The sequence below is a fragment of the Paraburkholderia sp. RAU2J genome, assembly GCF_003634845.1.
In the GTDB taxonomy this organism is placed as follows: domain Bacteria; phylum Pseudomonadota; class Gammaproteobacteria; order Burkholderiales; family Burkholderiaceae; genus Paraburkholderia; species Paraburkholderia fynbosensis.
Map to the genome: position 1 here is coordinate 2,205,730 of NZ_RBXG01000002.1, position 25,718 is coordinate 2,231,447.

22 protein-coding genes and 4 pseudogenes are annotated in these 25,718 nt (G+C 61.0%); 10 read left to right on the plus strand and 16 right to left on the minus strand.

Annotated elements, in window-relative coordinates:
* Nucleotides 1–25: 25 nt before the first annotated feature.
* Entirely contained in the window at nucleotides 26–1,063 is a 1,038-nt protein-coding gene (locus B0G69_RS27285; protein WP_121322731.1) for an aliphatic amidase, read from the minus strand.
* A gap of 436 nt (nucleotides 1,064–1,499) precedes the next feature.
* Between B0G69_RS27285 and B0G69_RS27290 the strand changes: the two genes are divergently transcribed.
* The 3 genes from B0G69_RS27290 (at nucleotide 1,500) to B0G69_RS27300 (ending at nucleotide 5,215) form a co-directional block, all read left to right on the plus strand.
* On the plus strand, nucleotides 1,500–2,828 hold the full coding sequence (locus B0G69_RS27290) for a cytosine permease (RefSeq protein ID WP_121322732.1): 1,329 nt from the start codon (nucleotides 1,500–1,502) through the stop codon (nucleotides 2,826–2,828).
* A 79-nt stretch (nucleotides 2,829–2,907) separates the two neighbouring features.
* Nucleotides 2,908–3,924, plus strand: coding sequence for an alpha/beta fold hydrolase (locus B0G69_RS27295; protein ID WP_121322734.1), 1,017 nt, complete (start codon nucleotides 2,908–2,910; stop codon nucleotides 3,922–3,924).
* A gap of 136 nt (nucleotides 3,925–4,060) precedes the next feature.
* Entirely contained in the window at nucleotides 4,061–5,215 is a 1,155-nt protein-coding gene (locus tag B0G69_RS27300; protein ID WP_121322736.1) for a porin, read from the plus strand.
* 374 nt (nucleotides 5,216–5,589) lie between these two features.
* Here B0G69_RS27300 and B0G69_RS42115 read toward each other — a convergent pair.
* The 4 genes and pseudogenes from B0G69_RS42115 to B0G69_RS41500 all read right to left on the minus strand — a co-directional run.
* Nucleotides 5,590–5,768, minus strand: a pseudogene (locus B0G69_RS42115) (SAM-dependent methyltransferase); the annotation flags it as partial.
* Nucleotides 5,769–6,018: 250 nt separating this feature from the next.
* A complete protein-coding gene (locus B0G69_RS27310; protein ID WP_121322738.1) occupies nucleotides 6,019–6,675 on the minus strand; it encodes a TetR/AcrR family transcriptional regulator in 657 nt (218 codons plus the stop codon).
* A gap of 172 nt (nucleotides 6,676–6,847) precedes the next feature.
* Nucleotides 6,848–7,283, minus strand: a pseudogene (locus B0G69_RS27315) (transposase); the annotation flags it as partial.
* 110 nt (nucleotides 7,284–7,393) lie between these two features.
* A pseudogene (locus B0G69_RS41500) lies at nucleotides 7,394–7,498 on the minus strand (IS6 family transposase); the annotation flags it as partial.
* A gap of 167 nt (nucleotides 7,499–7,665) precedes the next feature.
* Between B0G69_RS41500 and B0G69_RS27325 the strand changes: the two are divergent.
* The 5 genes from B0G69_RS27325 (at nucleotide 7,666) to B0G69_RS27340 (ending at nucleotide 10,414) form a co-directional block, all read left to right on the plus strand.
* A complete protein-coding gene (locus tag B0G69_RS27325; RefSeq protein ID WP_121322740.1) occupies nucleotides 7,666–8,319 on the plus strand; it encodes a TetR/AcrR family transcriptional regulator in 654 nt (217 codons plus the stop codon).
* 19 nt (nucleotides 8,320–8,338) lie between these two features.
* The gene (locus tag B0G69_RS27330; protein WP_199731352.1) at nucleotides 8,339–8,992 is read left to right on the plus strand and encodes a hypothetical protein; all 654 of its coding nucleotides are present in this window, start codon (nucleotides 8,339–8,341) and stop codon (nucleotides 8,990–8,992) included.
* 211 nt (nucleotides 8,993–9,203) lie between these two features.
* On the plus strand, nucleotides 9,204–9,443 hold the full coding sequence (locus B0G69_RS41105) for a hypothetical protein (protein WP_158608979.1): 240 nt from the start codon (nucleotides 9,204–9,206) through the stop codon (nucleotides 9,441–9,443).
* Nucleotides 9,444–9,489: 46 nt separating this feature from the next.
* On the plus strand, nucleotides 9,490–9,663 hold the full coding sequence (locus B0G69_RS41110; protein ID WP_158608980.1) for a hypothetical protein: 174 nt from the start codon (nucleotides 9,490–9,492) through the stop codon (nucleotides 9,661–9,663).
* Nucleotides 9,664–10,054: 391 nt separating this feature from the next.
* A complete protein-coding gene (locus tag B0G69_RS27340; protein ID WP_121322742.1) occupies nucleotides 10,055–10,414 on the plus strand; it encodes a hypothetical protein in 360 nt (119 codons plus the stop codon).
* Nucleotides 10,415–11,356: 942 nt separating this feature from the next.
* On the opposite strand, the gene B0G69_RS27350 is transcribed toward B0G69_RS27340, so the two are convergent.
* The 9 genes and pseudogenes from B0G69_RS27350 to B0G69_RS27390 form a co-directional block, all read right to left on the minus strand.
* Nucleotides 11,357–11,983: a PqiC family protein gene (locus B0G69_RS27350; protein WP_121322746.1), complete on the minus strand. Its 627-nt coding sequence runs from the start codon at nucleotides 11,981–11,983 to the stop codon at nucleotides 11,357–11,359.
* A complete protein-coding gene (locus B0G69_RS27355; RefSeq protein ID WP_121322748.1) occupies nucleotides 11,980–13,641 on the minus strand; it encodes an MlaD family protein in 1,662 nt (553 codons plus the stop codon). Before B0G69_RS27355 ends, B0G69_RS27350 begins: the two co-directional genes overlap by 4 nt.
* Nucleotides 13,638–14,189 carry a paraquat-inducible protein A gene (locus B0G69_RS27360; protein WP_121322750.1) on the minus strand — a complete coding sequence of 184 codons (552 nt, stop codon included), beginning with the start codon at nucleotides 14,187–14,189 and terminating at the stop codon, nucleotides 13,638–13,640. Before B0G69_RS27360 ends, B0G69_RS27355 begins: the two co-directional genes overlap by 4 nt.
* A gap of 155 nt (nucleotides 14,190–14,344) precedes the next feature.
* Nucleotides 14,345–14,956 (minus strand): paraquat-inducible protein A, encoded by a 612-nt coding sequence (locus tag B0G69_RS27365; RefSeq protein WP_121323919.1) that lies wholly within the window; start codon nucleotides 14,954–14,956, stop codon nucleotides 14,345–14,347.
* Nucleotides 14,957–14,969: 13 nt separating this feature from the next.
* Entirely contained in the window at nucleotides 14,970–15,929 is a 960-nt protein-coding gene (locus tag B0G69_RS27370; RefSeq protein WP_121322752.1) for a LysR family transcriptional regulator, read from the minus strand.
* A gap of 156 nt (nucleotides 15,930–16,085) precedes the next feature.
* Nucleotides 16,086–16,226: pseudogene (locus B0G69_RS42120) on the minus strand (IS5/IS1182 family transposase); the annotation flags it as partial.
* 677 nt (nucleotides 16,227–16,903) lie between these two features.
* A complete protein-coding gene (locus tag B0G69_RS27380; protein WP_121322754.1) occupies nucleotides 16,904–19,978 on the minus strand; it encodes an efflux RND transporter permease subunit in 3,075 nt (1,024 codons plus the stop codon).
* 12 nt (nucleotides 19,979–19,990) lie between these two features.
* On the minus strand, nucleotides 19,991–21,184 hold the full coding sequence (locus B0G69_RS27385; RefSeq protein ID WP_241991481.1) for an efflux RND transporter periplasmic adaptor subunit: 1,194 nt from the start codon (nucleotides 21,182–21,184) through the stop codon (nucleotides 19,991–19,993).
* Between the two features lie 3 nt (nucleotides 21,185–21,187).
* Nucleotides 21,188–22,747 carry an efflux transporter outer membrane subunit gene (locus B0G69_RS27390; protein ID WP_121322758.1) on the minus strand — a complete coding sequence of 520 codons (1,560 nt, stop codon included), beginning with the start codon at nucleotides 22,745–22,747 and terminating at the stop codon, nucleotides 21,188–21,190.
* 76 nt (nucleotides 22,748–22,823) lie between these two features.
* Here B0G69_RS27390 and B0G69_RS27395 point away from each other — a divergent pair, with 76 nt between their 5' ends.
* Nucleotides 22,824–23,393: a TetR/AcrR family transcriptional regulator gene (locus B0G69_RS27395; RefSeq protein WP_241991483.1), complete on the plus strand. Its 570-nt coding sequence runs from the start codon at nucleotides 22,824–22,826 to the stop codon at nucleotides 23,391–23,393.
* Nucleotides 23,394–23,627: 234 nt separating this feature from the next.
* Nucleotides 23,628–24,017, plus strand: coding sequence for a VOC family protein (locus B0G69_RS27400; protein WP_121322760.1), 390 nt, complete (start codon nucleotides 23,628–23,630; stop codon nucleotides 24,015–24,017).
* Nucleotides 24,018–24,192: 175 nt separating this feature from the next.
* Here B0G69_RS27400 and B0G69_RS27405 read toward each other — a convergent pair whose 3' ends face one another.
* Together B0G69_RS27405 and B0G69_RS27410 are read right to left on the minus strand one after the other, a co-directional pair.
* Nucleotides 24,193–25,341, minus strand: a complete 1,149-nt coding sequence (locus tag B0G69_RS27405; RefSeq protein WP_121322762.1) for a M20 aminoacylase family protein — start codon at nucleotides 25,339–25,341, stop codon at nucleotides 24,193–24,195.
* Complete coding sequence (locus B0G69_RS27410) at nucleotides 25,338–25,697, minus strand: NIPSNAP family protein (RefSeq protein WP_121322764.1); 360 nt, start codon at nucleotides 25,695–25,697, stop codon at nucleotides 25,338–25,340. The genes B0G69_RS27405 and B0G69_RS27410 overlap by 4 nt, the downstream gene beginning before the upstream one ends.
* Between the last annotated feature and the right edge of the window lie 21 nt (nucleotides 25,698–25,718).

The window sequence follows — 25,718 nt, forward strand, 5'->3', positions numbered from 1 at the left end:
CGCCGGTTTCCCGGCGCCAGGCGTGTTAGCGGTGTTGCGGATCGGCGTGCGGAATGCCTTCGATCGGACACTCCGGGGTCCCGGGCATGGAGCGCGTGATTGCTTCGACCTCGCGGCGCGTGCCTTCCGGGTCATTGATCCACTTGGTGTAGAACTCGTAAGGACATGCCGCTACACCGTGGACGTCCTCGCCCGAATTGATCTTTCCGGTATAGCCGCGATGCACCAGCTTGTAGAGATGGTTTTGCGACTGCATGTTCTTGCGTGCGTCGCGCAACAGGCTGACAGACAGTTCGCCGTACTGGATACCCATTTCTTCCGTTCCGCACTCGCCAAGCGTGCGACCGTCGAAACCGACGATCGCCGAATGGCCGAAGTACGAATAGACACCATCAAAACCGGTGGCGTTCGCCACTGCGACGTAGACATTGTTCATCCACGCCATCGTCTTTGCGGCCATCACCTGCTGCTCTTTCGCCGGATACATATAACCCTGGCAGCGCACGACCAGTTCTGCGCCACGCATCGCGCAGTCACGCCAGATTTCCGGGTAGTTGCCGTCGTCGCAAATGATGAGGCTGATCTTCATCCCCTTCGGTCCTTCCGATACATACGTGCGGTCGCCGGGATACCAGCCTTCGATCGGTGTCCAGGGCATGATCTTCCGATACTTCTGGACGATCTCGCCATGGTTATTAATGAGCAGAAGCGTGTTATACGGTGCCTTGCGTGGATGTTCTTCGTGCTGCTCTCCGGTCAGCGAGAACACACCCCACACATTGGCTTTCCGGCACGCCGCGCTGAAAATCTCGGTCTCGGCACCGGGTACGGTGGCGGCCGTTTCATACATTTCCTTCGGGTCGTACATGATCCCGTGCGTCGAATACTCGGGGAAGATGACGAGATCCATGCCGGGCAGACCCTGCTTCATGCCGACCACCATGTCGGCGATTTTGCGCGCGTTCTCGAGTACCTCAGCCTTCGAATGAAGGCGCGGCATTTTGTAGTTGACGACAGCTACACCAACGCAGTCGTTGCTGCTCGAAATATCACCATGACGCATTGCTTTCTCTCCGGGTTGAGTCGGGAAACAAAAAAAAAGCCCGAGCAGACTCATCAGTCTGTTCGGGCTCTATTGCCTTTTCGCTCTTGCCGACAATGTTGGCGACAAGGAGATACATTCATTGCGCTTAAGCGTACGAAACAAGCGAACGCTTGTCAAGGAATCAGAATTCGTCTCTCGCCTTCGCTGCAACGTGACGGTTGCGAAGCGCGATACAGGATACTCGTTGAATGAAACGTGATGAAATGGCAAATGACTTGACAGCCCTTTTTCGTTGCTAGATCCTTCGAACCAGCAATACATCCTTTCGTCAACAGCGACGAATGCAAGAGGCAACAGAGCCCACCACGCAGCCTGCAAAGGCGCCTGGTGGGCTTTTTTTTGGTCACGGCTCAGGCTCGCGCGACGGCGGCTTGGCCCCATTGGGAACTACGTCATGTCATCTCCACAATCAGTAGGCATCGGCAGAGAAACGGCGCTTGACCACGTGCTCGGCGAAGAATACGAGCACGCTCCCGTCCCCAAAACAGCGCGGCGCAGTGTTACCTCGGTTGCAACCGTGTGGGTCAGTTTTCCGATGATCATCACGAGTGCGATGACTGGCTCGATTCTGGTCGCGGGAATGGGTTTCGGGCGTGCGCTGAGCGCGATGATCACGGGCAACCTCTTGATGTTCGCTTATGTTGGCTTGCTTGGCGGTCTGGGAGCGAAGCACGGATTCAACTTCGCGCTGTTGGCAAGCCAGGTCTTCGGGCGCAAGGGCTATGCATTGGCTTCGGGCTTGCTTTCCAGCCTGCTGCTGGGCTGGTACGCGGTACAGACCGGTATTACGGGTAATCTTATTCACTCATCGTCTGGCGCGAACTATCTCGCCATGACGTTTATCGCGGGCTTGCTCTATCTTGCGGTCACCTTCGTAGGCATCCGCGGGCTTCACTGGCTCGGCATGGTTTCGGTGCCGCTCTTTCTAGTGCTCGGGACCTGGGTGGCAATCGATGCGGCCCGACATGCGGGATGGCATGCCGTGTCTGCTTATACCGGCACCCACCCGGCATCGTCGATGGCATTCGGCGTTGGATTGACAATCGTGATCAGTCTCTTCGTCGATGCCGGCACAGTCTCGTCCGACTTCAATCGCTGGGCAAAGAATGGTCGCGATTCATGGATCGCGACGTTCACGGCCTTTCCGTTCGCGAACTGCTACGCGATGCTGATGGGCGGCATCATGACGGCTGCCATCGCGTTGCCGGATCCCCAACCGTTCGCGATGGACAACATGTTTGGATACATGCTGAATCAGCATCACACGTGGCTGAGCGCGGTTGCAGTCGTTTTCCTCTTTTGCAGCCTCGGCTCCGTTTGCGCTCACTGTCTTTATAACTCCGCCGTCGGCTGGTCGAGGATCGTCGGCATCAAGATGCGCACGGCCGCAGTCGTCCTGGCCGCAATCGGCATTGCCGTGGCCACAACCAACGTCTGGGCGCTGTTCATTCCCTGGCTCTCTTTGCTGGGCATCATCGTCCCGCCGATCGGGGCAATCGTGATCGTCGACCTGTATTTGGCCCGCCCCGGCGCCGGCATTGACCGTGAGTGGCGCGCTCAAGCGTTCGCGGCGTGGGCGATAGGATCGGTGGCAGCGTACGCGGTCGAAAAACAGATTCCCGAATTCTCGACAGCCGTATCGGCATTCGTAGTGAGCGCAATCGTCTACGGCTTGATCGCGCAGGTTACGAAGAAAGCGGGCATGGCTGCCGATCGCGCTTGACGATTATCGGCGCGAGAAGGCCTGAGCGGACGCTTGGCCGCGCCCATCTCGATGTATCTTTCATAAGGAATGTATCAACATGTCGGACTACGAGACCTATTCTCTCGGCGATATCGAGCTCCAATGCGGGTTACGTGTCCCCGACGCCAAACTGGCCTATAAGACGTATGGGACGCTCAACGCGGCGAAAGACAATGTGATTATCTACCCCACGTGGTATTCGGGGCAGCATTACGAGAACGAATGGCTGATTGGCGAGGATAAGGGGCTTGATCCGCGCAAGTACTTCATCATCGTGCCTAACATGTTCTGCAACGGACTTTCATCGTCCCCGAGCAATACCCCTGCTCCGTACAGTAAGGCGCGCTTCCCGAATGTGACCGCGTATGACAACGTGCGCATGCAATGGCGGCTGGTCACGGAACTGTTCGGCATCGAGAAGATCGCGCTCGTCACGGGCTGGTCGATGGGTGCGTTGCAAACGTTCCATTGGGGGGCGATGTATCCGGACATGGTCGAGCGAATCCTGCCGTTCCAGGGATCGTCGAAATGCTCAAGGCACAATTTTGTATTCCTGGAAGGCGTCAAGGCCGCGCTCACCGCCGACGCCGCATTTCTTGACGGTTGGTACGAAACGCAGCCCGAAAAAGGTCTGCGCGCGGCGGCACGAGTTTATGCGGGATGGGGATTGTCGCAAGCGTTTTATCGCGAGAAGCTCGATCTCGAGAAGCTCGGCTATTCCTCCCTGGAAGACTTTCTCGTCGGTTTTTGGGAGGGTTGGCTGCTGTCGAAGGACGCAAACAATCTGCTCGGCATGCTGTGGACGTGGCAAAACGGCGATATCAGTAATAACGAACTTTACCAAGGCGACCTCGTCATGGCGCTCTCGTCGATTCGCGCAAAGGCAATCGTCATGCCTTGCAAGACCGATCTTTACTTCCCGCCAGAAGACAGCGAATTTGAGGTCAAGCATATGCCACATGCAAAGCTGGTTGTGGTCGATTCGATCTGGGGGCACTTCGCGGGCGGCCCGGGCACCAGCCCCGTCGATATCGAGGTGCTCCACAACGCACTGCGTGAGCTGCTCGCAAGCTAAAGCCTGACACCGGGAAAGCGCCGCGCCACCGATAGACCGGTGGTGCGGCGAATGATCGAAAAATCGTGAGATTTAAGTCAATGCCGGCCCCGCTTACACCGTCTTCCTTATTGATCAAAACGTAATTGCGCTAGTCATGTCCATCAAAATCAAACATTTGGCGGCGACCGCCGTTGCGGGCGCACTCGTATCCGTCGCTCATGCCCAAAGCAGCGTGACGCTGTACGGTACGCTGGACGAAAGCGTCCAGTTCACCAACAGCGAAAAGACCGCAGGCGGTAAAGCCGGCCCCGCATGGGCGCTGGCGAATTCCGCAAACAACACCACGGTCTGGGGCATCAAAGGCAGCGAGGATCTTGGCGGCGGCACGCGCGCCATCTTCGATCTCGAAGGTCAATTCGGCATCAATAACGGCGCTAGTTCCATCAGCGGCTACACGTTCTCACGACAGTCATGGGTTGGCCTCAAGGATGACCGCTGGGGTACATTGACTCTCGGCAAGCAGTACGCGTCCGTCACCGATTATCTATGCCCTGTCTCGGCCTACTGCACGTTTGGTGGAAACACATCGGCACACGTGTACGACAACGATACGGTGGGCGGCAGCTACACGGTCAGCAACGCCGTGAAATATGAAAGTCCGTTGATTGGCGGTTGGCATTTCGGCGGCATGTATGCCTTTTCCAACGCGGCTGGCCAGTTTCAGAACAACCGTCTCGTGAGCGCCGGCACTGGCTATGACCACGGTCCGGTCCAAGTAGCAGCGGCTTATATGAGCGCAATCAATCCGGCGAGCGCGAACGCCGCCGGTGCGGTGAATTCGAACATGGGGTACGCCATCGCCGCGAGCGATCAGACCGTGCTGGGCGCGGGTGCCCGTTTCGACATCGGCGGCGGGACGGCCGGTTTGTTGTATACACATTCCACGTACCTCTCGCTCGCGAGCGGGAACTTGCTCGGTGTGAGCGCCGGAGAAGACCTCCGCTTCGATAACTACAGCGCTTACGGACATTACCCGCTCACGCACGTGCTGAGCCTTGGCGCCGGCTACACTTTGACGACTGAGCACCTTTCCGGTGCTACGAGCGCAACGTTGCACAATCAGCAGGTCACGATGGAGGTCGATTACGACCTGAGCAGGAGGACGCTGCTGTACACCGAGGCAGCCTATCAACACGTCTCCGGAGGCAACGGCCTCAGCCTTTCCTACGCCGAAATAGCGGACACCGGCATTCCTTCGGGTACTAACAGCCAGACGCAGGTCAGTGTGGGTGTGCGCCATAGCTTCTGAGCTTCCAGGCAGACCGGCGTGCATCCGTGTGGCCGCGCCGATGTCGCCATCCTCGGCCCTGCGTGCGCCAGATACGCAACAGGGGTTTTGTCGACTTGCAGCAGGGTGTTGAGTGAAAACGCTGAACATAGGGAATACTAACGTCATGCAATCGTCCTTGTGCGACGTCAAAATCGCACAATTCGTTGTTCACCGTCGACATCTGACGACAGGAACCGTGCATTCTGTCGCTGGTAGTTTATCGGTGCATGTGTAGCTGGCAACGGCTCAATGTGAAGCCAACGAGACGATTCTGTTGCATTTGGCGGTCCGCTATGCCGGGCGGAACGGCACGAACGACTGAAGCTTGACCTGGCGAAGATTCCGAATCTTCTAGATAGTCCGAGCGTTTCTAGAAACCATCCACGCAGTCGAGGTGCAAGCGTGTCATAGTCCTCCGCGAGAGTCAGAGACTCCTCGCTCGATCCATGAAACTGCGCCTGTGCGCGGGCTATCAATTCTGTCTGGCTTTGTTCGTGAACCGCCGCAGAAGAACTGTGCTTGACGACGCCATGTGCGCTCCTTGACGAGATCGGTAATGCTGACGGCGGCGCTGTCAACTTCGCGGTGGTGAGCCGGCGCAGTGCCAAAGAGGTAGATTGCTCAGAAAGCGGTCGACGGATTTTGGCTGCCGGAAAGCGGTGCCCGTGATAGAGGGATTTCGATTTCATCATCGGGCCATCTTACGCGAGCACCTCGGCAACGTGACAGGCCGTGGTCGCGGATCCTATACGCCCCGCAGTGGCGTTCCGACGTCCCCCGACTCAGTCGGGCACGCCCGTCCGATGAGCGGCCAAAGGTATTTCTTGCGGCGATGCCCACAATCCACATGAAAAGAATCCGGTAAGCACTGTTTGCATCACCTTGTCACTCATCAAATGCGGATCGCCCATTCTAAATAACTGCACACCATCGCACAGGCTCATCAAGCCAAGCGCGAGGGCGTCGGTCTGGCGCCCGATCGGGCCGCCATCGCACTCCGAAATCCTACGGATGTACGCGCTAATCTGTTCGAGCTTTTCTTGCCGGAAGGCATTGATGCGCTGCTGAAAGCCGGTGTCTCGGAACGCCAGTACTTTGGCCTCGACCCAAAGCGGAAAGCAATCGTTCTCAAGAAAAGAACTGCTGTAGTGGGCGACGGCGCGCTCCTTCATTTCCTCGGGCGTGCCACGCTCGTTCGTGAGCCGCTCAAGATTCGCTAGCGCCCTATCGCCATCGCGGCGCAGTATCTCGATCAGCAGTTCCAGTTTGCCGCCGAAATTTGAATAGAACGCGCCGCGCGTATAGCCAGCCGCTTTAGCGATTTCCTCCACGCTTGTTGCGGCCAGTCCCTTTTCAATGAAGATCCTCCGCGCAGCCTCGAACAGGAACTCTCGAGTCTGTTCTCTGCGCTGTGAGTGTGTCAAGCGTTCGCGCTTCATGGCATAGCGTACCGATCAGGCGTCATCTGCGTTGCCGTCAATCGGCGCGGGTGTCAGAGGACGGGTTTCAAAATGATTCGGTCAATGCCGAATATCTGCCCCACAGTCCGGTCTAAGTGACATTGGACTCAGAGTGATCGCTACGCGAAGTAGCACCTATGTTCCCAGTTCGTGGAATTGAGCGGCGGCGTGCGAGATTCGAGCGCGACAGCCCTAGGACTTCACAGACCGGCTTCATCGGTCGCCTCCCCCCCGGCAGCAATGGTGGGCGCGCAATTTTTTGCCCGACCATACTCCACTGCTTCGCGAAGGATTTCCACTTCCATTGTCTTTTTGCCCAGCAGTCGCTGCAGTTCACGAATCTGCTTCATGGCTTTGGCGAAGTCCGATGCCGACACCGCATGCTCACCTGCACTCACTGCGTACAGGCTGTCGTCCCGATAGCGCTTGCGCCACGCGAACACCTGGTTCGCATTCACCTGATGACGACGGGCTACGCCAGAAACGGTGGCTCCAGGTTCGAAGGTTTCACGCACAATGGCCAGTTTCTCTTCAACCGAGCGGCGTCGGCGCCGCTCCGGCTGGGTCAGAACCTCAACGGGTTCCATCTTGTTAGTTGTAGGCTTAAACATAGGCGGAAGACCACCTCATAGTAGTAGTGTTACCCCAGTGTCCGGTTTTCGTGGGGGCCGGCCCAAGCATAGCGAAGACTAACGCAGCTTAGCGGAAAGGGGACGCACCACCGAACACAGGTCAGGGACACCTCCAGCGGACAGTGCAACCGTTTGAGCAAATGAGTCACAGCCGGATCCAGTGTCTTCATTCATTTTCCAAGCGTTCGTTTTAAGCGATCCAGCGTAGCAGGACGCCCTATTGCGACGAGACCTGTTTTTGGTAGTCTTTGACGTGCGCATGTGTTTCTATACCCATAAGTACAGCAACTGATATAGTAGACTGCAAAGTACATAAATTGCAAAGAGGAAATATTACGTGCATAAATGTTCGTCCGAGAGCCGCATCGGTCGGCCGAAAGATGCCGCCAAGCACACGTCGATTGTGGAAGCAGCAACCAGGCTGTTCGCCAGCCAGCGCTACGACACCGTGACCATGGAGGCCGTCGCCGCGGAGGCGGGGGTGTCAAAGATGACGGTCTATAACCATTTCTCCGACAAGGAAGCGTTATTCGAGGCAGTCGTGGGTGACGTTTCGGACCGGATGCTCCGGGGACTGCCGCCCGCGGGTTCCGAAAATTTACCTTTACGGGAACGGCTGTCTGCAATCGGCGCCGCATTCCTGACGATCATCGTCAATGTCCACGTTGCTGGCATGGCGCACACGCTGCCGACCGTGTTGCGCGACGACCTGCCGCTAAGGACACGCTTTTACGATGCAGGACCGGGGCGCACCCGGACGGTACTGGCGGGCATCATCAGCGAGGCTGCGGCACGCAACGAACTGATCGTCGACTCGCCGGAACTCGCGGCCCAGGACCTGCTGAGCCTGTGGGCAGGTGATCTGCAAATGCGCATCGCATTCGGAGTTGTGAAGCCGGCAACCGATAGGGAAATCAGGAAGCGGACACGCCGCGGCACGGACGTATTTTTACGAGCTTTTGGGAAACCGGGAAAGCGCGAGCCGTCATGATGGCTCGCTCGACAGGTCCATGGCGCACGCGCTCGGCGGCGGATACCTCGCAGGCTCATTGATTGTGGACATCGGTCGTCCATTCGCAGGGCCGGCGTACTTCGTTCAACCAGGAACCGTTATGTCTCGCCCAATCCGTACTGTCATTGGCGGCGGTGGAATCGCCGGGATCCTGCTCGCGACAAGGCGGGCAGCCATTTACGCGCATTCGGACAAAGCGCGTGACCCAGATGGACAGCAGCCAAACCCATATCTGGAAACCGGTGCTCCACACGACCGCGGTAGGCATTGTGATGTGTCGCAGCAGCAGCTCGGATATCTCGTTCACGCGAGCGCACACCAGTTTGCATGGCAGCCAGACCGCACTTGTAGACTGGATCGTGCCTGCAAAGAAGTGCTGCCCGACGAGGTCAGAACGCCCGGGGGCGAACCCATGCTCGAAGCCAGGACGGTCACCTTCGACGTGCTGTTGCTGTCGGCGAGCAGTCAGGTCAACGATTCCGGCGTTTCCGGCGTCGGGCAACACTACCACTTCACCGGCAGCCGGAAACAGGCCGAAGCTTTCAACGTCGTCTTGCGCGACCGGATCCTTCGCGCCGTCGCGAAGGATGAACGACTACGGGCCGCGATTGTCGGGGAGGCGCCACCGGCGTCGAGCTCTCCCCTGAGTTAAGCCGCGTACTTGAGATTGCCGAGGGCTACGGTGGCCCTACCTTGCGCAGCCGACTGAGCTTGACGCTCCTTGAAAGCGGACCCCGCGTCCTTGCGTACAGTCCAAAATCAGACTGAGCTGACGACGCTTCCAGCTATGCGTTGCTCCTGATATCTGCGACGGGCAGCGGCGCTACTAACCTGAACGCCACGTTGGCAAGGATGACACGACGATGGAAAACAACGACGACCGCCGGCTCCAACGTGCAGGATGTGACGAGATCAGGGCGATTCAAGCGAGCGTCATCGCCATTCGCAAGGCGCGCGGAGTACTCAACCCATCCGACTGCGAATTGGGCACGGACGAGTTTGAGTGGGTGGTAAACGACTATCTGGAGGAACTGGAGCGAGCCATGCTCGCGTCGGGATGGTACGGCCCCCCCGGCGGAGATCGTCGGTCCGGTCAGCAGTGAACTGAATGACGAGCCGGTTAGGAGCGGCCACGGTCAGGGTGTGTCGATGAAAAAATGGCCAAGGGGCGCTGGCGATTGCGTTCGTGTAGCCGAGGTTGATCGCAGCAGTCTTCAGCGCGGCGCGATCGGCGATAACTTCGGTTTTGGCCTCTTCGAGCGAGACAATGACGTCGTCGTAAAGCTGCGGCTCACGCCTTGGATCTTCGACAAATCCGCGTAACGCGTCGCCTTGGTTTAAGCGGCGTTGGCGGTCGCGCCGGCTTTGGCCAGGTGCCGACCGCCTGGTCGTAAGTGGCCTGGTAGCTGGATGCATCGATCTAATACAGCACGGCGCCGGCCGCGACCTGCCCCGCCCTCGGTCAAAAGCCGCTTTCTGACGATGCGTTCGGCCTGCGGCCTCGCCTCGGCGACACGGATCGCCGGCAGCCGGCCAGACAGTTCGGTACTCGAAACGATCGCGTGCGGCTTGATGGTCTCGACATCGACGTCGGGCGTAGTTTGCGGCGGAGAGTGAGGCGCGTTGTCGCCGCAAGCTGATAGCATGAGCGTGGCGGCGGCAAAGGCCACCGGATGACGGTCGGCCTGACCTTGTCGTCCATATCACAGCGCTCGTGCTCGAAAACCGCGAGCGCGCACAGATCGACACCGGGCATGTGCAGCGCCCGCTGCTGATCGCGGTCGAGGCTTTGCGGATCACGACGACGCTCTGCGTGCCGTTCGTCGATGCGAGCGATGCGATTGCGCTTGGCTCCCCGGCGCCGTGCCAGCACACGTCAGGTCCGCTCGAAAACGCGTGGCGTGTGAAGCTGCCGCCGGACAGCCAGGTGTCGCGGACCCGACAGCGACGACGTGTGGGTGCGCTATGCGGGCAGTCCGGGGGCTCGCTCAAACTCGAGCACTGCTGCTGCGCGCTCGCCGTTTTCTGGGCACGTCGGCCACGATACTCGTGTTCGCCGTGGTGCTCTCGCTGATTGGCGGCGTGGTACTTGCAGCGGCCATCGCATCAGTTGGCGATTTGGGCCCGCGACTTTCGTCTCGGACCGCTCGCCGGTCGTGCCGGCGAGCGGTCGGCGCGAAGTGAAAAGACTCGTCGACGATTTCAACGAAATGGTGGATGAAGTCGTGCAGGCCGAATAGGAGCGCGCGAGAGCGCCGACAATTCGCGCGTACGAGCGTCGACACGCATTGCCGCTGCCATCACGGCGAGAGTCTCGACGACGAGGCGCTGTTGCGTCTCGATCTCAGGGCGGGCGACAGCTTCGGTTTGCCGGTACGTGGACTTCGACCGAATCCCGACGAATCAGACCCAGAACGCGCTCACGGCGGCGAACCGCCGGTTCAGATCTCGACGTAGGGACACAACGGGCACTAAACGCTGACGGTTCGCGATGACAGGGGCGCACGGCGGCGCTTTTCACGCGGACAATGCGGCAGATGGCGCCCGCGTGGTGTCCATGACTTTTCCCGCCTGATTTCCGGTGTGTTCCGGGGCTGATGCGCTTTGCGCAAAAGGGCGGTGAGTCATTAGGCGCCCTTTGGGTAAGACTCCGCGCAAACCGGCTCGGTCTATAAGAACCTTTAACAAGCGACGCGTGTCGCCGTCCGCCCGACGTAAATCGTTAATGTGGTGGATCGCAAAGCTCTGCTCTGCCTTGTCACATTTAACAACCTGACCATTGGAGATTGAAGCTGTGGCCTCGTGCACGACCAGCAGTTGCCTACCCTGACGTGCGTGACTGGTAACGGTCGGGTTCGAAGCTCGGGGGACAACCTACCCGCCTACGCACGCTGTGGGCATCAGGCAGAGGTACAGGTGTCGCTTTCCGACAGGCCTCGAACAATCACAGTCTGCGGGGTTGCCAACGTAATGGCCGCTGCACGGCAAGGGCACGTTGCGTAAGGGGTGTGATGGCTCAGGCCTGTGGCGTGCAGCCACGCTGTCGCGACTGCTCCCAGCCTCGCGCATCCTCCGCGATGCGGCCGGCCAGGCTCGCAATGGCGAGTTGCTGCGCGCGCACCAGGTCCGCGTAACCACCCGGCGCCGCTTCCTGCAGCTGCGTATGGCAGGTCAGGCGGACACCGTGGGGGTCTTGCGCGAAAACGAGGCTCCAGTCAGCCTCGAGCTGCACTGCGTGCCCCGGCCAGGCGTCGAGGCGCCGGATCTGCAGCCTGATGCCCAGCACCGACTGATTGACCGGCCGGGTGAGACCGGCCACGTCCTGGGTGCCCAGGCGGCGCACCAGCTGGGTGGACAGCGCGGCGCGCAGTTGATCGCCCAGCGGCGCGACCCAGCGCTCGTTGTCGAGCACGGCAACGCCGCTGTCGCCCTGCCGTATGACCATCGCCTGCTGGTCGAGCTCGGCGGGAACGCCCACTGGCAGCACGTCGATCGCGAACGGCGCGGGGGGCTGGGCCGAAGCGGGCGGTGCTGCCGGGGATACCAGCGTGTAGTAGTGCACCGGCGCGGACGCGCAGGCGCTCAGCGCCAGCGCGACGGTGAGCGTGACTGCGCGCAGGCTGGCGTGGGCTGAAAAACTCATTGTTTGGACTCCTGTGAAACAGAAGGGCTGGCCGCGGTTACCGGGGCCACGGCTGACTGATCCGCTGTGCGGCCGCGCAGCAGCGCTTCCGGATGGCGGCCGAGCAGATCAGTGAGCGTGCGCAGCGAGCGGGCAGTGCGCTGCACTTCCTGCAGCGTCTGGCCCAGGTTTTCCTGGAGCGGCCCGTCTTCGGCCAGCATGCCCTGCGCGGCGCCGAAGGTCTGGCGAGCCTGCTGCAGGGTTTGCGTGGTCGCCGGCAGCACCTGGCCGTTGATCTGCTTCAGGGTGCTGTCCAGGTCCGCGAGCCCCGTGTCGAGATGGCGTGCGATCGAGTCGAGCGGCATCTTGTCAATCTTGCCGACGATGCTCGCCACCTGCTCCTGCAACTGGTCGAAGCCGCCGCTTGCGGTCGGCAGCGTAAGCGGTCGCGCATCGGCGTCGTATGAGACCTTCGGGGCGTTCGGTACGAAGTCGAGCGAAATATAGAGCTGTCCGGTCAGCAGATTGCCGGAGCGCGCCTGTCCGCGCAGACCGTGCGCGACCATGGTGGACACGAATTGCGCGACCTTTTCGATATCGCCATCTATTTTGGGCAGCTTGTCGAGCACCGGTCCGAGCCGCTGCGGATAGACCTCGATGCCGACGATCATGGGAAAACGCTGCGTGGCCGGGTCGTAGTCGAGTTTCATGGATACCACGCGCCCGAAGTTGATCCCCGAAAACACCACGGGAGCACCCATAGACAGGCCGCGCAGCGACTGTGCGAAGCGCAGCTCGATGTACTGGGCCGGACCGTCTGGCGGCGCCATCGCCGTCTCTTCATCTTTCGCCAGATTGAACTGGCCGCCGGCTGGGCCGGCGGTCGTGCTACCGACGGGCGCGGCGAACGCAATTCCGCCGCCAACGATCGCGGCCACAGATTGCGTCTTGAGCTTGAAACCGTCAGCACCCAGCGAGAGGTCGACCCCGCTCGCATTCCAGAAGCGCGTATCTGCCGTGACAAACCGGTCATACGGAGCGTCGACGAAGATCTGTACGCTGACGCCGTGACCATCGGCGTCGAGCCGATACGACGCGACGCGGCCGACCTGAATGCGCCGGTAGTAAACGGGCGAGCCGATGTCGAGCGAACCGAGGTCGTCCGCATGAATCGTGAAGCTCGTTCCCGGCGTCCCACTGATGACGGCGGGAGGCGTCTCCAGCCCCGTGAACGCTGTGCGCGCGGCCTCCGAAGTGCCGGTGTCCACGCCGATATAGGCGCCGGACAGCAGTGTGTCCATACCCGAGACACCGCTCATGCCCAAACGAGGCCGGACGACCCAGAAGCGGCTGTCCGCGCGCGCCAGGCTCCGCGCGCTTCTGGCAAGCGAAACAGAGGCGACCACGTGCGAGCCATCGTCGCTGAGCGCGACCGCCGATACGGTTCCGACCGTCACGTCCTTGTATTTGACCGTGGTCTTGCCCGCCTCCAGCCCAGCCGCGGTCCTGAACAAGATGGTGATTTCCGGGCCAGCCGAGAGCCAGGCGTGGATCACCATCGACACTCCGATCAGCGCGGCGATGAGTGGAACAAGCCAGACGAGGGATAGCCGCCATCGGCTACGGGTGACGACAGGATCTTGCGGTTCGGCTAGCGGTTCGTTTGATAGGGGATTCATGTTTCCTCAGCGTCCCATATGAGTCGGGGGTCGAAATTGATGGCGCAGAGCATGGTGAGGATCACCGCGAGGCCGAAGAAAAGAATGCCGATGCGCGGCTCGCTGTCGGACAGTGCATGGAAGCGGACCAGCGCGCAGACAAACGCCACGACCATCACATCGAGCATCGACCAGTAGCCGACTACCTCGACGAGCCGATAAAGGCGGGCACGCTCGTGCATCGCCCAGCGACTGCGCCGCTGGGTCGTCGCGAGCAGCAGGCCCAGAACCAGGAACTTGGTGCACGGCACCACCACGCTCGCGATGAAGATGACGAACGCAATGCCCCAGGAGCCTGCTTTCCAGAACTCAACGATGCCGTGCAGGATCGTGCTGTCGCTGCCGCGTCCAAGAAGGCTCGCGTGCATCACCGGGAGCACGTTGGCCGGGATATAGCAGATCACCGCAGCGATCAGAAACGCCCACGCGCGTGCGATGCTGTCCGGGCGCCGCCGATGCAGGGCTCGTCTGCAGCGCGGGCACGGGGCGTCGTCGCTCAGGCGCGGCATATGTGCGCAAACCAGTCCGCATCCATGGCAGGCAACCAGGCCGAGTTGTCCCGCGCGGGGAGATGGCTTCACGCCGCCTTCTGCCGGGCCGCCCCCGAGAGAGGCAGCCGACCCGTGGGAGGGCTGGGACCGAATGTGATCGTTTGGGCCGTCGTTCATGCTGTCTCCGCGTCGGTCCATTCCCACAGCAGGTGGACATCGCGACTGGCGATCATTGGGATCAGCACCATCAGCGTTGCCGTGGCCCAGATGCCGGGGCCGGCTGCCACCTGCACGAAACTGGACAGCTTGATGACGGCTACGAGCATGCCAAGTACGCCGACCTCGACGATGCTCCACGGGCGCAGCAGCGCAAGCAGCCTCATGCTCCAGGCGAAACCCGGCGCCCGGCGTGCGGCGCGGGCAAATGCCAGTACCCAGCCGAGCAGCGCGATCTGGAGAAGCGGTACCACGACAATCATCATCGCAGTGGCGAGCGCAATCGGTGCAACGGCGCCGTGCGCCAGCGCTGCCGCGGACTGCCAGAGCGTCGTCTCGCTGTGCAGGCCCTGCAGGGAGATCCGGATCACCGGGCAGACGTTGGCGATCACGAAGACGATGGCTGCGGCGACGGTTAGCGCGAGCCACCGATCGATATCGAGCTGGCTTGCGCGATAGAGGACGGCCGAACATTGCGCGCAGCGCGCCACCTCGCGCGTGGCCAGCGCGCGGCGGTGGTACACGCCGTCACAATGCTCGCAGACGACGAGAGTAGGGAAGGTTTGCATGAGCATCTCGCTATCAGGACGGCCTGCCGTTGCCGCCGGCCACCGTTTGCTGCTGTTGCGCGTGGCCCAGCTGAGCCGCGCGCGCGTCGAAGTACGACGTCACATAGTCGATGAACGCCCGGACCTTCGCCGTCATCAGGCTCCGGTCCCGATAGGCGAGCCTGAGTTCGGCGTCCCCGCTCATGAGCTCGAAGTCGGGCAGCAGTTGTATCAGCCGGCCATCGTCCAGCTCCTTGCCGACCATCGTCAGCGGCAACACGCCGAGACCAGCACCGCTCATCACCAGTTCCTTGTTCAACGCGGCGTTGTTGGTCGACACGTCGTGTTCCAGTGACACGGCAATCTCTTCCGAACCGCGCCGGAACCGCAGTTGTGGTTCGCTGATCGAGGCGAGGATTGTCACGAAGCGGAATGCGGCGAGATCGTTGGGCCGTTGCGGTAGCTTGCGCCCCTGCAGATAGCCGGGGGCGCCCACCACGGCGAGGGGGATGCGGCACAACGCACGGGTGATCGTGAGCTCGCTCGTCAGCATGAACGGCAGCACGATGCCGAGATCGAAGGCTTCCTTGATCAGATCGACTGGCCGTTCCGCCAGCGTCAACTCGAGCTGCACGGCTGGATACCGGACACGGAACCCGGCGATCAGCGGTGGCAGTTCTATCAGCGCCGCGGTGGTGTGGGCGACGAGCCGCAGTACCCCCGCAGGCTCCCGTGCGCGCTCCCCGGCGCCGGCCTCGAGCACGTCCAGTTCAGCAACCACGCGCGAGCAGCCGGCGTAGAACTCCTCCCCGGCTTCAGTGAGTGCGAGGTGTCGGGTCGTGCGCTGAAGAAGACGCACGCCAAGCCTGGCTTCGAGCTCCGTTATCGCGCGCGAGACGACGGTCTTTGAGATACCCAACGCATGCGCGGCGTGCGTGAAGCTCTGCATTTCGACGACGGTACAAAAGGTTCGCAGCGTTTCGAGGTGGTCCATAACGAATGTCTGATCAGGTCCGGCTGATACGTCGGCGATCGACCGGAAAGGTCGATTTTTTTGGAATGGGGCCGAAGTGACCCATTTTCCCGCCGAGTCGCGGGCTTTTTCGCCCCCAGGCGCCCCGTGGGCGCGCAGCAGGCGCATCTTCCCCGCTTACGTCAGCATCGCTCGCCTCGCCAGACAAAGATTGGTCAACCCGATCAAGGTGAACACCTGGGCCGCGTTCTTCGCCAAGCCCTTGTGCCGCACCTTGGTGTAGCCGGATTGCCGCTTGATCACACGAAACAGGTGCTTCCGGTTGAACCGCCTGTTCGCCTCAGTCAGCTTGTGCTGCGCGCTCGACTTCAGTGCCACGCCCCACAACACGCCCGCTTGGCGTGCCGCGCTCTTGATCAGCAATTTCATAAGGGCTCGCAATCCAAAGTAAGTCACGTTCGTGCAGATAACTGGCGCTTTGCTCTGAACAGCCGTGATTTTTCGATAGCTTCCAAGATCGGGCGTGGCGCATCGGACGCAAAAACGGAGACCGTTATTGCACGGGGCTCTCCGGAAGACGACCGCCAGATTTCTCACGATAAGGACCAATACCCCTTCTTGCGCCATAAACGAAGGTACTAACGGCGGGCCCCTGCTCACGACAAAAACGTCGAACACCAAATCCGCTGCGTGCGTCCATGCCCCGGCCATCTCGCGCCAGAATGCCTCGCCCTGCGCGGGCGACGTCGCGCCCGTCGGTACAACGGCCCCTCCCATGGCGTCTTCCATTGCATGGCTCCTTCGTTACGATGGCGCCTTCGCACCGCGCTTACCTGCGCTCAAGACGGGACGCGCTAACGGGTATCGCCCTGCGCGGCATGAGCGAGAAATAAACCCTTGTGTTGGTGGACGGTGAGCGCTCCGCGCCGGATGCCTTCGCATCGGGCGGTAGGCATCTCATAAGCGGCCGCTTCACCGCCGAGGTAGAGCAGAGGCTAAACCATCTCCGCCGTCTGCGCCCTTGACTCGGTCGTCTCCTGCGTATGTCGAGCAGCGAACGTGAGATAAACCGCTGGCAACACGAACAGCGTAAACAACGTACCTATCGCCAACCCGCTGCCGATCACCAGCCCCATGTTGAAACGCGACGCCGCACCCGCACCTGAGGACAGGATCAATGGCACGACGCCGAGCACCATCGCCGCGGTAGTCATCAGGATCGGCCGCAAGCGGATCCCCGCCGCATGGACGATGGCTTCGAGTTTCGACATGCCCTCGTGCTGCGCCGCATTCGCGACTTCCACAATCAGAATGCCGTGCTTGCTGATCAGCCCCATCAGTGTCACCAGCCCGACCTCCGTGTAGATATTCAGCGACGCCCCTCCCAGCCCAAGGCTGATGAACACGAGCGCACCCGCTACCGACATCGGGATCGAAACAAGGATCACCAACGGGTCGCGGAAGCTCTCGAACAACGCCGCGAGACTCAGGTAGATGATGATCAGCGCCAGAACAAAGGTGCCCACAAAGCCGCTCGATTCCTGCACGAGTTGACGCAAAGGGCCGGAATAGTCGATCGACACGTCCGCCGGCAGCGTACGCGCCGCAAGCGCCTGCAGCGACCTGAGCGCGGCGTCCTGCGATACGCCGAGCGCGGGCACGCCGGAGATCGTCGCTGAGTTCACCTGCTGGAAATGATTGATGGTTTCAGGCACGGTTTCGGTCCGCACATGGCTGATCGCCGATAACGGCACGGGCACGTTATTCACAGTCGCGATCTGGTAATTCATGACCTGGTCGAGCGTCAGGCGCGAGCGCTGCTGCACTTGGGCAATGACCTGGTACGAGCGCGAATCGAGACTGAAGTAATTCGTATAACCGCCCCCCAACAGACCGCCCAGCGCAGTGCCGACCTGCTGCATCGTCAAGCCGAGTTGTGAGGCCTTGTCGCGGTCGATATCGAATACTTTCTGCGGCTGATCGACCTTGAGGTCGCTATCGATAAATAGGAACATCCCACTGGCGGCTGCGTCCGAGAGGAATTTCTGAGCCTCTACATTCAGCCTATCCAGCGGCTGCGTCGACTTGAGCACGAACTGGATCGGCAAGCCTTGCGAACCGGGCAGCGGAGGGGGCTGAAACACGGCGATCTTCTGACCTGCTACCTTGTTGAACTGGTTCTGCAGATCGCGCTGGATATCCGTCGCAGTCCGATGACGCTGATCCCACGGCTTGAACGTCACACCGGCAATCGACTGCGACGGGCTCTCGACCTGGAACGTCTGCGCGGCCTCGGGAACCTTGGCCATGATGTCGGCGACCTGACGGCCGAACGCCTCCTTTTGCTGCAGCGTCGCGTCCGGCGCGGAAGTTGGCTGCAGAATGACGACCCCTTGATCCTCTTGCGGTGCGAGTTCGCTGTCGGCACTTGTGTAGAGGAAATAGATGCTGGCAATTACCAGCCCGGCAAACAATAGGATCACCGGGACGGTCCGCAAACTGTTGCGCAGCAGCCGTTCATAGCCACGCCGCAGTGAACCGAAAACATGATCGATCGTGTCGACAATGCGCGTGACAAAACGGCCGCCCTGATCGTGCGGCTTCAAGAACTGGCTGCACATCATAGGCGACAGCGTCAGCGAGATAACCGCGGACATGGTCACCGCGCCAACCAGCGTGAACGCGAACTCGGTGAATAATGCGCCGGTCAGTCCACCCTGAAAACCGATCGGCACGTAGACGGCGATCAGGACAATGGTCATCGCGATGATAGGGCTGGCGAGCTCGCGCGCGGCCTTGATCGCGGCATCGCGTGGCCGCATGCCCTCTTCGAGATGACGGCTCACGCTCTCGACCACAATGATCGCGTCATCGACCACCAGCCCGATCGCCAGTACTAGCGCGAGCAAGGTCAGCAGGTTGATCGAGAACCCTAGCGCGAGCATCACGCCGAAAGTGCCCACCAGTGACAACGGAATCGCGATGACCGGAATCAGCACGGAGCGCGGCGCGCCGAGGAAGGCAAACACCACCAGCGTGACGATCACCACCGTCTCGATCAACGAGTTCTTGACCTCATGAATCGAACTGTCAACGAATACCGTGGAGTCGTAGATGACCGAGCCGTGCAACCCCGCCGGCAGTGCCTTCTGAATGTCGGGCAACACAGCCTTCACGCCCTTGATCACATCGAGCAGGCTCGCCCCCGGCACCGTCTGGATCCCCACGTACACGCCCTTCTGGCCGTTATACGACACGCCGGATTCATAGTCTTCCGAGCCGAGCGTGACGTTCGCCACATCCTTCAGCCTGATGATGCCGCCATTGACCTGCTTGATCACGAGATCGCGGAACTGCTGCGCCGAATGCAGATCCGTCGATGCGGTGAGGTTGAACTGCACCATCTGCCCTTTGGTGGTTCCCAGTCCTGCGATCACATTGTTCGAGGAAAGCGCGTTGGTGACATCGGTCGCGGTAAGGCCGTACTCCGCGAGCTTCTGCGGATCGAGCCACGCGCGCAGCGCAAAATACTGCGGTCCGAGCAGTTCGGCCGTCTGCACGCCTTGCACTGCCTGCAGACGCGGCTGCACGTTGCGCACGAGGTAGTCGGTGATCTGGTTGGGCGTGAGTTCATCGCTCGAAAAGCCGATAATCAACGCGTCCAGCGACTGTCCGATCGCGACCGTGATGGCCGGCTGCTGCACGCCGCTCGGCAACTGGTTGAGCACCGAGTTGATCTTGGCGTTGATCTCGGTGACCGCTTTGTCAGGGTCGAAGTTGAGCACGAGGTTCGCGGTGATCGTGCTGGTGCCGGCGATGCTCTTCGACGACAGGTAATCGATCCCGTTCGCCTGCGCGATGACGTTTTCCAGCGGCGTGGTGACAAAACCCTCCACGGTCTGCGGATCGGCACCGTAGTACGTCGTGGTCACGGTCACCACGGCGTTTTCGGTTTTCGGGTACTCGAGAACGGACAGCGAGGTGAACGCCTTGTAGCCGAGCACAAGGATCATCAGGCTGACCACGCACGCGAGTACAGGCCGGCGGATAAAGATGTCGGTAAATTTCATGAGCCGTCCTGTTCAGTGATCTTGCGGGACGGGCGCGGCGTCGTTGGGCAGCTTCACGCTGTTATCGATCTGGACCAATGCGTCGTTGTGCAGCTTGAGTTGCCCCGCCGTCACAACCACGTCGCCGGCCTTCAGTCCCTTCAGGATGCTGATCTGATCGCCGCGCGTCCCGCCAGTCGTCACGAACTGCTGGCGGACACTTGGCTGCGGCCTGCCCTGCGCGTCCTTGCCCTCGTGGACCACGTAGACGAGGCTGCCATATGGGTTGTACGTCACCGCCGTCTGCGGAATCGTCACGAGCGATTGCTCCGCGCCGCTCGCCACGCTGGCGGTGGCGAACATGCCGGGCAGCAGGGCACCGTCGGGGTTCGCAAACGACGCGCGTATCTGCAGCATGCGGCTCGAGGTGTCGACCTTCGAATTCATCGACGTCACCGTGCCGGTGAACGTCTTGCCGGGATACGCATCAACGCTCACCGATACGGTCTGTCCCACGCTGATCTGCCCACGCACCTGCTGTGGCAGATAGAAGTCGAGCAACATCGGGTCGAGTGCCTGTAACGTGACAACCGTCGTGCCGGCAGCGAGGTATTGACCCACATCGACCTGACGCACGCCCAGACGTCCCGAAAACGGCGCGCGGACGACCTTCTCGTTCATCAGCGCCTGTTGCGCCGCGACCTGCGCGCGCGCCGACTTCAGGTTGCTGACGTCTGTATCCACGGTCGACTGCGCCACGCCCTGCGCCGCAAGTTGCTGCAGGTCGCGCTTGTGTGTGATCTCGTACAGATCGGCAGTGGCCTGCAACTGCGCGAGCTTGGCGGGATCGTCGTTCGGACGCAGGCGGAGCAGCACGGTCCCTTGCTTGACGTCGCGGCCGGACTCGAAGTCGATTTCATCGACCACGCCGCTTGTTTCCAGCGAAAGGTCCGCACCCGTCGACGCCCGCAGCGATCCGACGGCCGTGAGCGTCGGCTGCCACGGCTGCAAGACAGCGGATGTGGTCGACACGGTCGCCTGTTGCGACTGGATGCCGGTCGTGACCTGCTTCAGGATGTGCCCCTTGAACAGGTGGAAACCAATCAGCGCGGCGGCAAGCAGTCCCACCGCCAGAAGCATCAGAAACAGGCGAAGCACCGTTCTAGGCGGCCGCTGCCGTTCAGGCGGGGTATTGGCGGTATCCGCAAGCGAGGTAACAGTGGTCATGATTTAAAATGCTCCGCAACATTGCGCAACTTTGGGATCGACATCGCTTCGATGCCACCAGCCACCGCCCAGCGCCTGGAAGAGCGCGACGGTATCGGTGTAGCGAGTGGCTTGAGAGGAAATCAGGTTGAGGCGCGCGCTCTGATCGGATTGCTCGGCGCTCAGCACATTGAGGTAAGTCCCGCCGCCCGCGCGGTATTGCGCCTGAGCGACCCTGAGGCTCGCAGCAGCCGTTTTCTGCGTCTCGAGGTTCGCAGCAAGCGTTTCGGCGTCCCGATGAATGGCGACGAGCGCATTGGCCACGTCCTGAAACGCCGAGTTGACCGTGCTGCTGTACTGGGCGGCGGCGACATCGACCGCAGCATCGGCGGCGCGCTTCTCAGCTTTGAGTGTGCCGCCCTCGAAGACCGGCTGGGTGAGGCTAGCCGCGAGGCTCCACACAATGCCTGCGGGATTGAAAAGGTTTGAGTAGTGGCTGCCCTCGCGTCCATAACTGCCGGTCAGCGAAATCTGCGGCAACATGTTTGCCACCGCGATGCCGACGTTCGCCGTCGCCGAATGCAGCAAGGCGCCATACGCCTGGATGTCGGGTCGCTGCGCAACCAGACTCGATGGCAGCGACACCGGCAGTTCCTCCGGCAGCACGAGGCTGGCGAGATCCAGCGTAGACCCGGTGTAGTCGGTCGGCAGGCCGCCCAGGTACACCGCCAATTGATTGCGCTGCTGCTCGAGCTGCTTCTGCAAACCGGGCAGCGTGGCGATCTGCGCATCCAGCAGCGACTGCTGCTGCAGCACGTCCACCTGGCTTACGCCGCCGGCGTCGAAGCGGCGGCGCGTAACGTCGAGCGCGGCAGTATACGCGCGGATGATCTCGTGTGTCGTATCAATCTGCGCCTGCAACGAAGCCTCGTTGATGGCCGCATTGACGACGTTCGCGATCAGCGTCAGTTCGGTCGCCTCCAGTTCGTAGCGCTCATACTCGGCTTGGGCGTTCAGTTGTTCGACTTGCCGGCGAATGCCGCCGAATGCATCGAGCGTGTACGACACGCTGAGCGATCCGCTTATGAGGCTGTATGTCTGCGGCACCGGGCTCACCAGCATGGTGCGCTCGCGTTCGGCCGATGTGCTCGCGCTGATCTGCGGGAAAAAACTGCCCTGCTCCGCACGCGTGTTCTCGCGTGCCTCGCGCAACGTCGCCTGAGCGGCAGCAAGCGTGGGATTGGCCTTGAGCGCGCGCTCGACCAGCGCGTTGATCTGCGACGAATGGAACAGCGCCCACCAGTCACCCTGAATGTCGCGCCCCTCGACGAGGGTTTGCGCGGCGCCCGCGGTCGTGTCCGCGGAAAGCGTGCGCGCGGGAACTGGCTTCTCCGTAAACCTCGACACATTGGGCGCTGGCGGCGCTGCGTAATTCGGTCCGACCGTGCAACCCGCGAGCATAGTCTCGAATGCCAGAAGTGCGGCCAATGACAGAGACGCAAGCGGAGCGGCTCGCCCCTGTGCTGTCGATGGGCGGCAGTTGTACTTCGGATGAATGTTTTTGCTAGCCTTTGGCGTGCGCATCTGTTTCTATACCCACAAGTACAGTAAGCCACATAGTAGACTGCAAAGTACATAAATTGCAAAGAGGAAATATTACGTGCATAAATGTTCGTCCGAGAGCCGCATCGGTCGGCCGAAAGATGCCGCCAAGCACACCTCCATTGTGGAAGCAGCAACCAGGCTGTTCGTCGGCCAGCGCTATGACACCGTGACCATGGAGGCCGTCGCTGCAGAGGCGGGAGTGTCAAAGATGACGGTCTATAACCATTTCTCGGACAAGGAAGCGTTATTCGAAGCGGTCGTGCGTGATGTGTCGGACCGGATGCTCCGGGGACTGCCGCCGGCGGCTGCCGAAAATTTACCCTTACGGGAACGGCTGTCTACAATCGGCGCAGCATTCCTGAAGATCATCGTCAATGTCCACGTTGCTGGCGTGGCGCACGCGCTGCCGACCGTGTTGCATGACGACCTGCTGTTAAGGACACGCTTTTACGATGCAGGACCGGGGCGCACCCGGACGGTACTGGCCGGCATCATCAGCGAGGCTGCGGCGCGCGACGAACTCATCGTCGACTCGCCGGAGCTGGCCGCCCAAGATCTGATGAGCCTGGGCAGGGGATCTGCAGGCGCGCATCGTCTTCGGAGTTGTGAAGCCGGCAACCGATAGGGAAATCATCGTGGCTTGCCGGATGGTCAGCGCGGCAACGATCTACCACGTGTTGCCAGTCGATATCCGCGCAAAAGACCCACAGTGTGCCCACATTCTGTTTGCATGAGGCACTGAGCGGCCCACAACCGGTCACTCGGCAAAGCGGCGAGAATTGGCGACAATTTTCGTTCGATGTATCCTTGAGGATCGATGTTCTGACACTCTTGGCCAACGACCCGATAACAAAGCCCGATGCAATCACATCTCAGAATCGCCAGGCCTGTCAGTGACCTTTCGCGGGCAGAAAGCATGTATTGCGCCGCGCTCAGCCTGGTTGTGCTGGCAAAATTTCAAGACCATCAGGGGTTCGATGGGGTGATGCTCGGACGTTCCGGCATGGACTATCACTTCGAGTTCACACAGTGCCGCGAACATCCGGTAGCGCCAACACCGACACGTGAGGATTTGCTGGTGTTTTACGCCCCGGATCGAGTTGAGTGGCGGTCGACTTGCGATCGCCTCGCCGAGAGCGGATTTGTTTGCGTGACGTCGCTCAACCCTTATTGGGATGTGTCAGGTAGAACATTTGAGGATCACGACGGCTATCGAATCGTTTTGCAAAATTCGGCATGGTCCTCATGATGCATGCGTAATGCAATTGGACGCCAGCTCGATCGCTTTGCAGCAAGTCGCCCGGTTGCGTAAAAGGCAGGTACCACCACAAAGAGCCACCGGTACAAAAGTCAACATCGCCATGCGCCGTTTACAAGCCGGCGCAGCAACGTTATCTCCGTGCGGCTCGAGATGTGGATAAAGATCAGCCCTTAAACGCCTTCACCACGTTCACCCAATAACAGGCCCCAATCGCCAGAGCTTCGTCGTTAAAGTCGTAATGCGGGTTATGCAGCGGCGCGCTCGGCTTTGCGCCGTCGACACCCATCCAGATATACGCGCCCGGCTTCACGCGTGCCATGAACGCGAAGTCCTCGGACGCCATCGACGGCTTGCACCCTAGCGTCACCGCATCGGCCCCCACCGTTGCGCGCGCTGCCGCGAGCGCGATGCCGGTCGCGTGTGCCGCGTTGATCGTCGCCGGATAGCCGTCGTAGTACTCGAAGCTCGCCTTCGCGCCGTGCGCGCGGGCGGTCGTCGTACTGATCTCGCCGAGCAGCACGCGGATGCGCGCCTGCATCTCATTCGAGAAACAGCGCACCGTGCCGCGTATCACCGCCTGGTCCGGCAGCACGTTCCACGCCTCGCCGCCGTGAATCTGTGTGACGCTGACGACCGCCGCTTCCTTCGGCGATAAGCGTCGGCTAACGATCGTCTGCAACGCGACCACGATGTGGCTTGCACACACCAGCGTGTCAATCCCTTCCTCCGGCATTGCCGCGTGCGAGCCTTTGCCGTCGACGCGGATCTCGAACGTGTCGAACGATGCCATCATCGCGCCATCGTTGATCGCGAACTGACCAAGCGGCAACCCCGGCCAATTGTGCAGGCCGAACACCGCGTCGCACGGGAAGCGCTCGAACAGGCCGTCCTCGATCATCGCGCGGCCGCCACCGGCGACTTCCTCGGCCGGCTGGAAAATCAGGTTCAAAGTGCCGCACCAGCCGTCGTCGCGGGCGAGCAGCGCCGCCGCACCGAGCAACATCGCCGTATGGCCGTCGTGCCCGCATGCGTGCATCTTGCCCGGGTTGCGCGAGCAGTGCTCGAACTGATTGAACTCACCCATCGGCAGCGCGTCCATATCCGCGCGCAGGCCGAGCGCAGGCCCGTTGCCGCGTCGCAGCGTGCCGACCACGCCGGTCTTGCCAAGCCCCCGGTGGACCTGGTAGCCCAGATCGAGCAGTACCGACGCCACGAGTTCCGAGGTCGACACTTCCTCGAAAGCGGTCTCGGGGCGTTCGTGCAGTTGGCGGCGCCACGACGTCATCTTGGCGATCAGTTCGGCATCGATCATTTTTGTCTCACTGGCAAGTCAACGGCTTTTGACCCCGCGCATGTTGATGTCTCCGGGCAGAACGAGGTCGGCGCGAGAAACACCGACTCCTGATGCACCAGGAAAGGCAGGATACGCGGCGTGAAGGCCTGCCACTGCGGATCCGCGGCCAACCTCTCGCGTTGCGCGGCGCGGTGCGCGTAATCGTCGTAAGCCCAGCAGAACACGACGGAGTTCAGCGTGCCCGAATCCTTGGTCCAGCAGCCCTGCAGCTGCGCATACTGGGTGATGATGCCGAACCCTTCGCGCTCGTAGATCGCCAGGAACTCGCCAACTTTGCCCGCCGTGATCTGGTAGGTACGCATTTCGACCAACATGATTTATCCTCGAACGAAAGT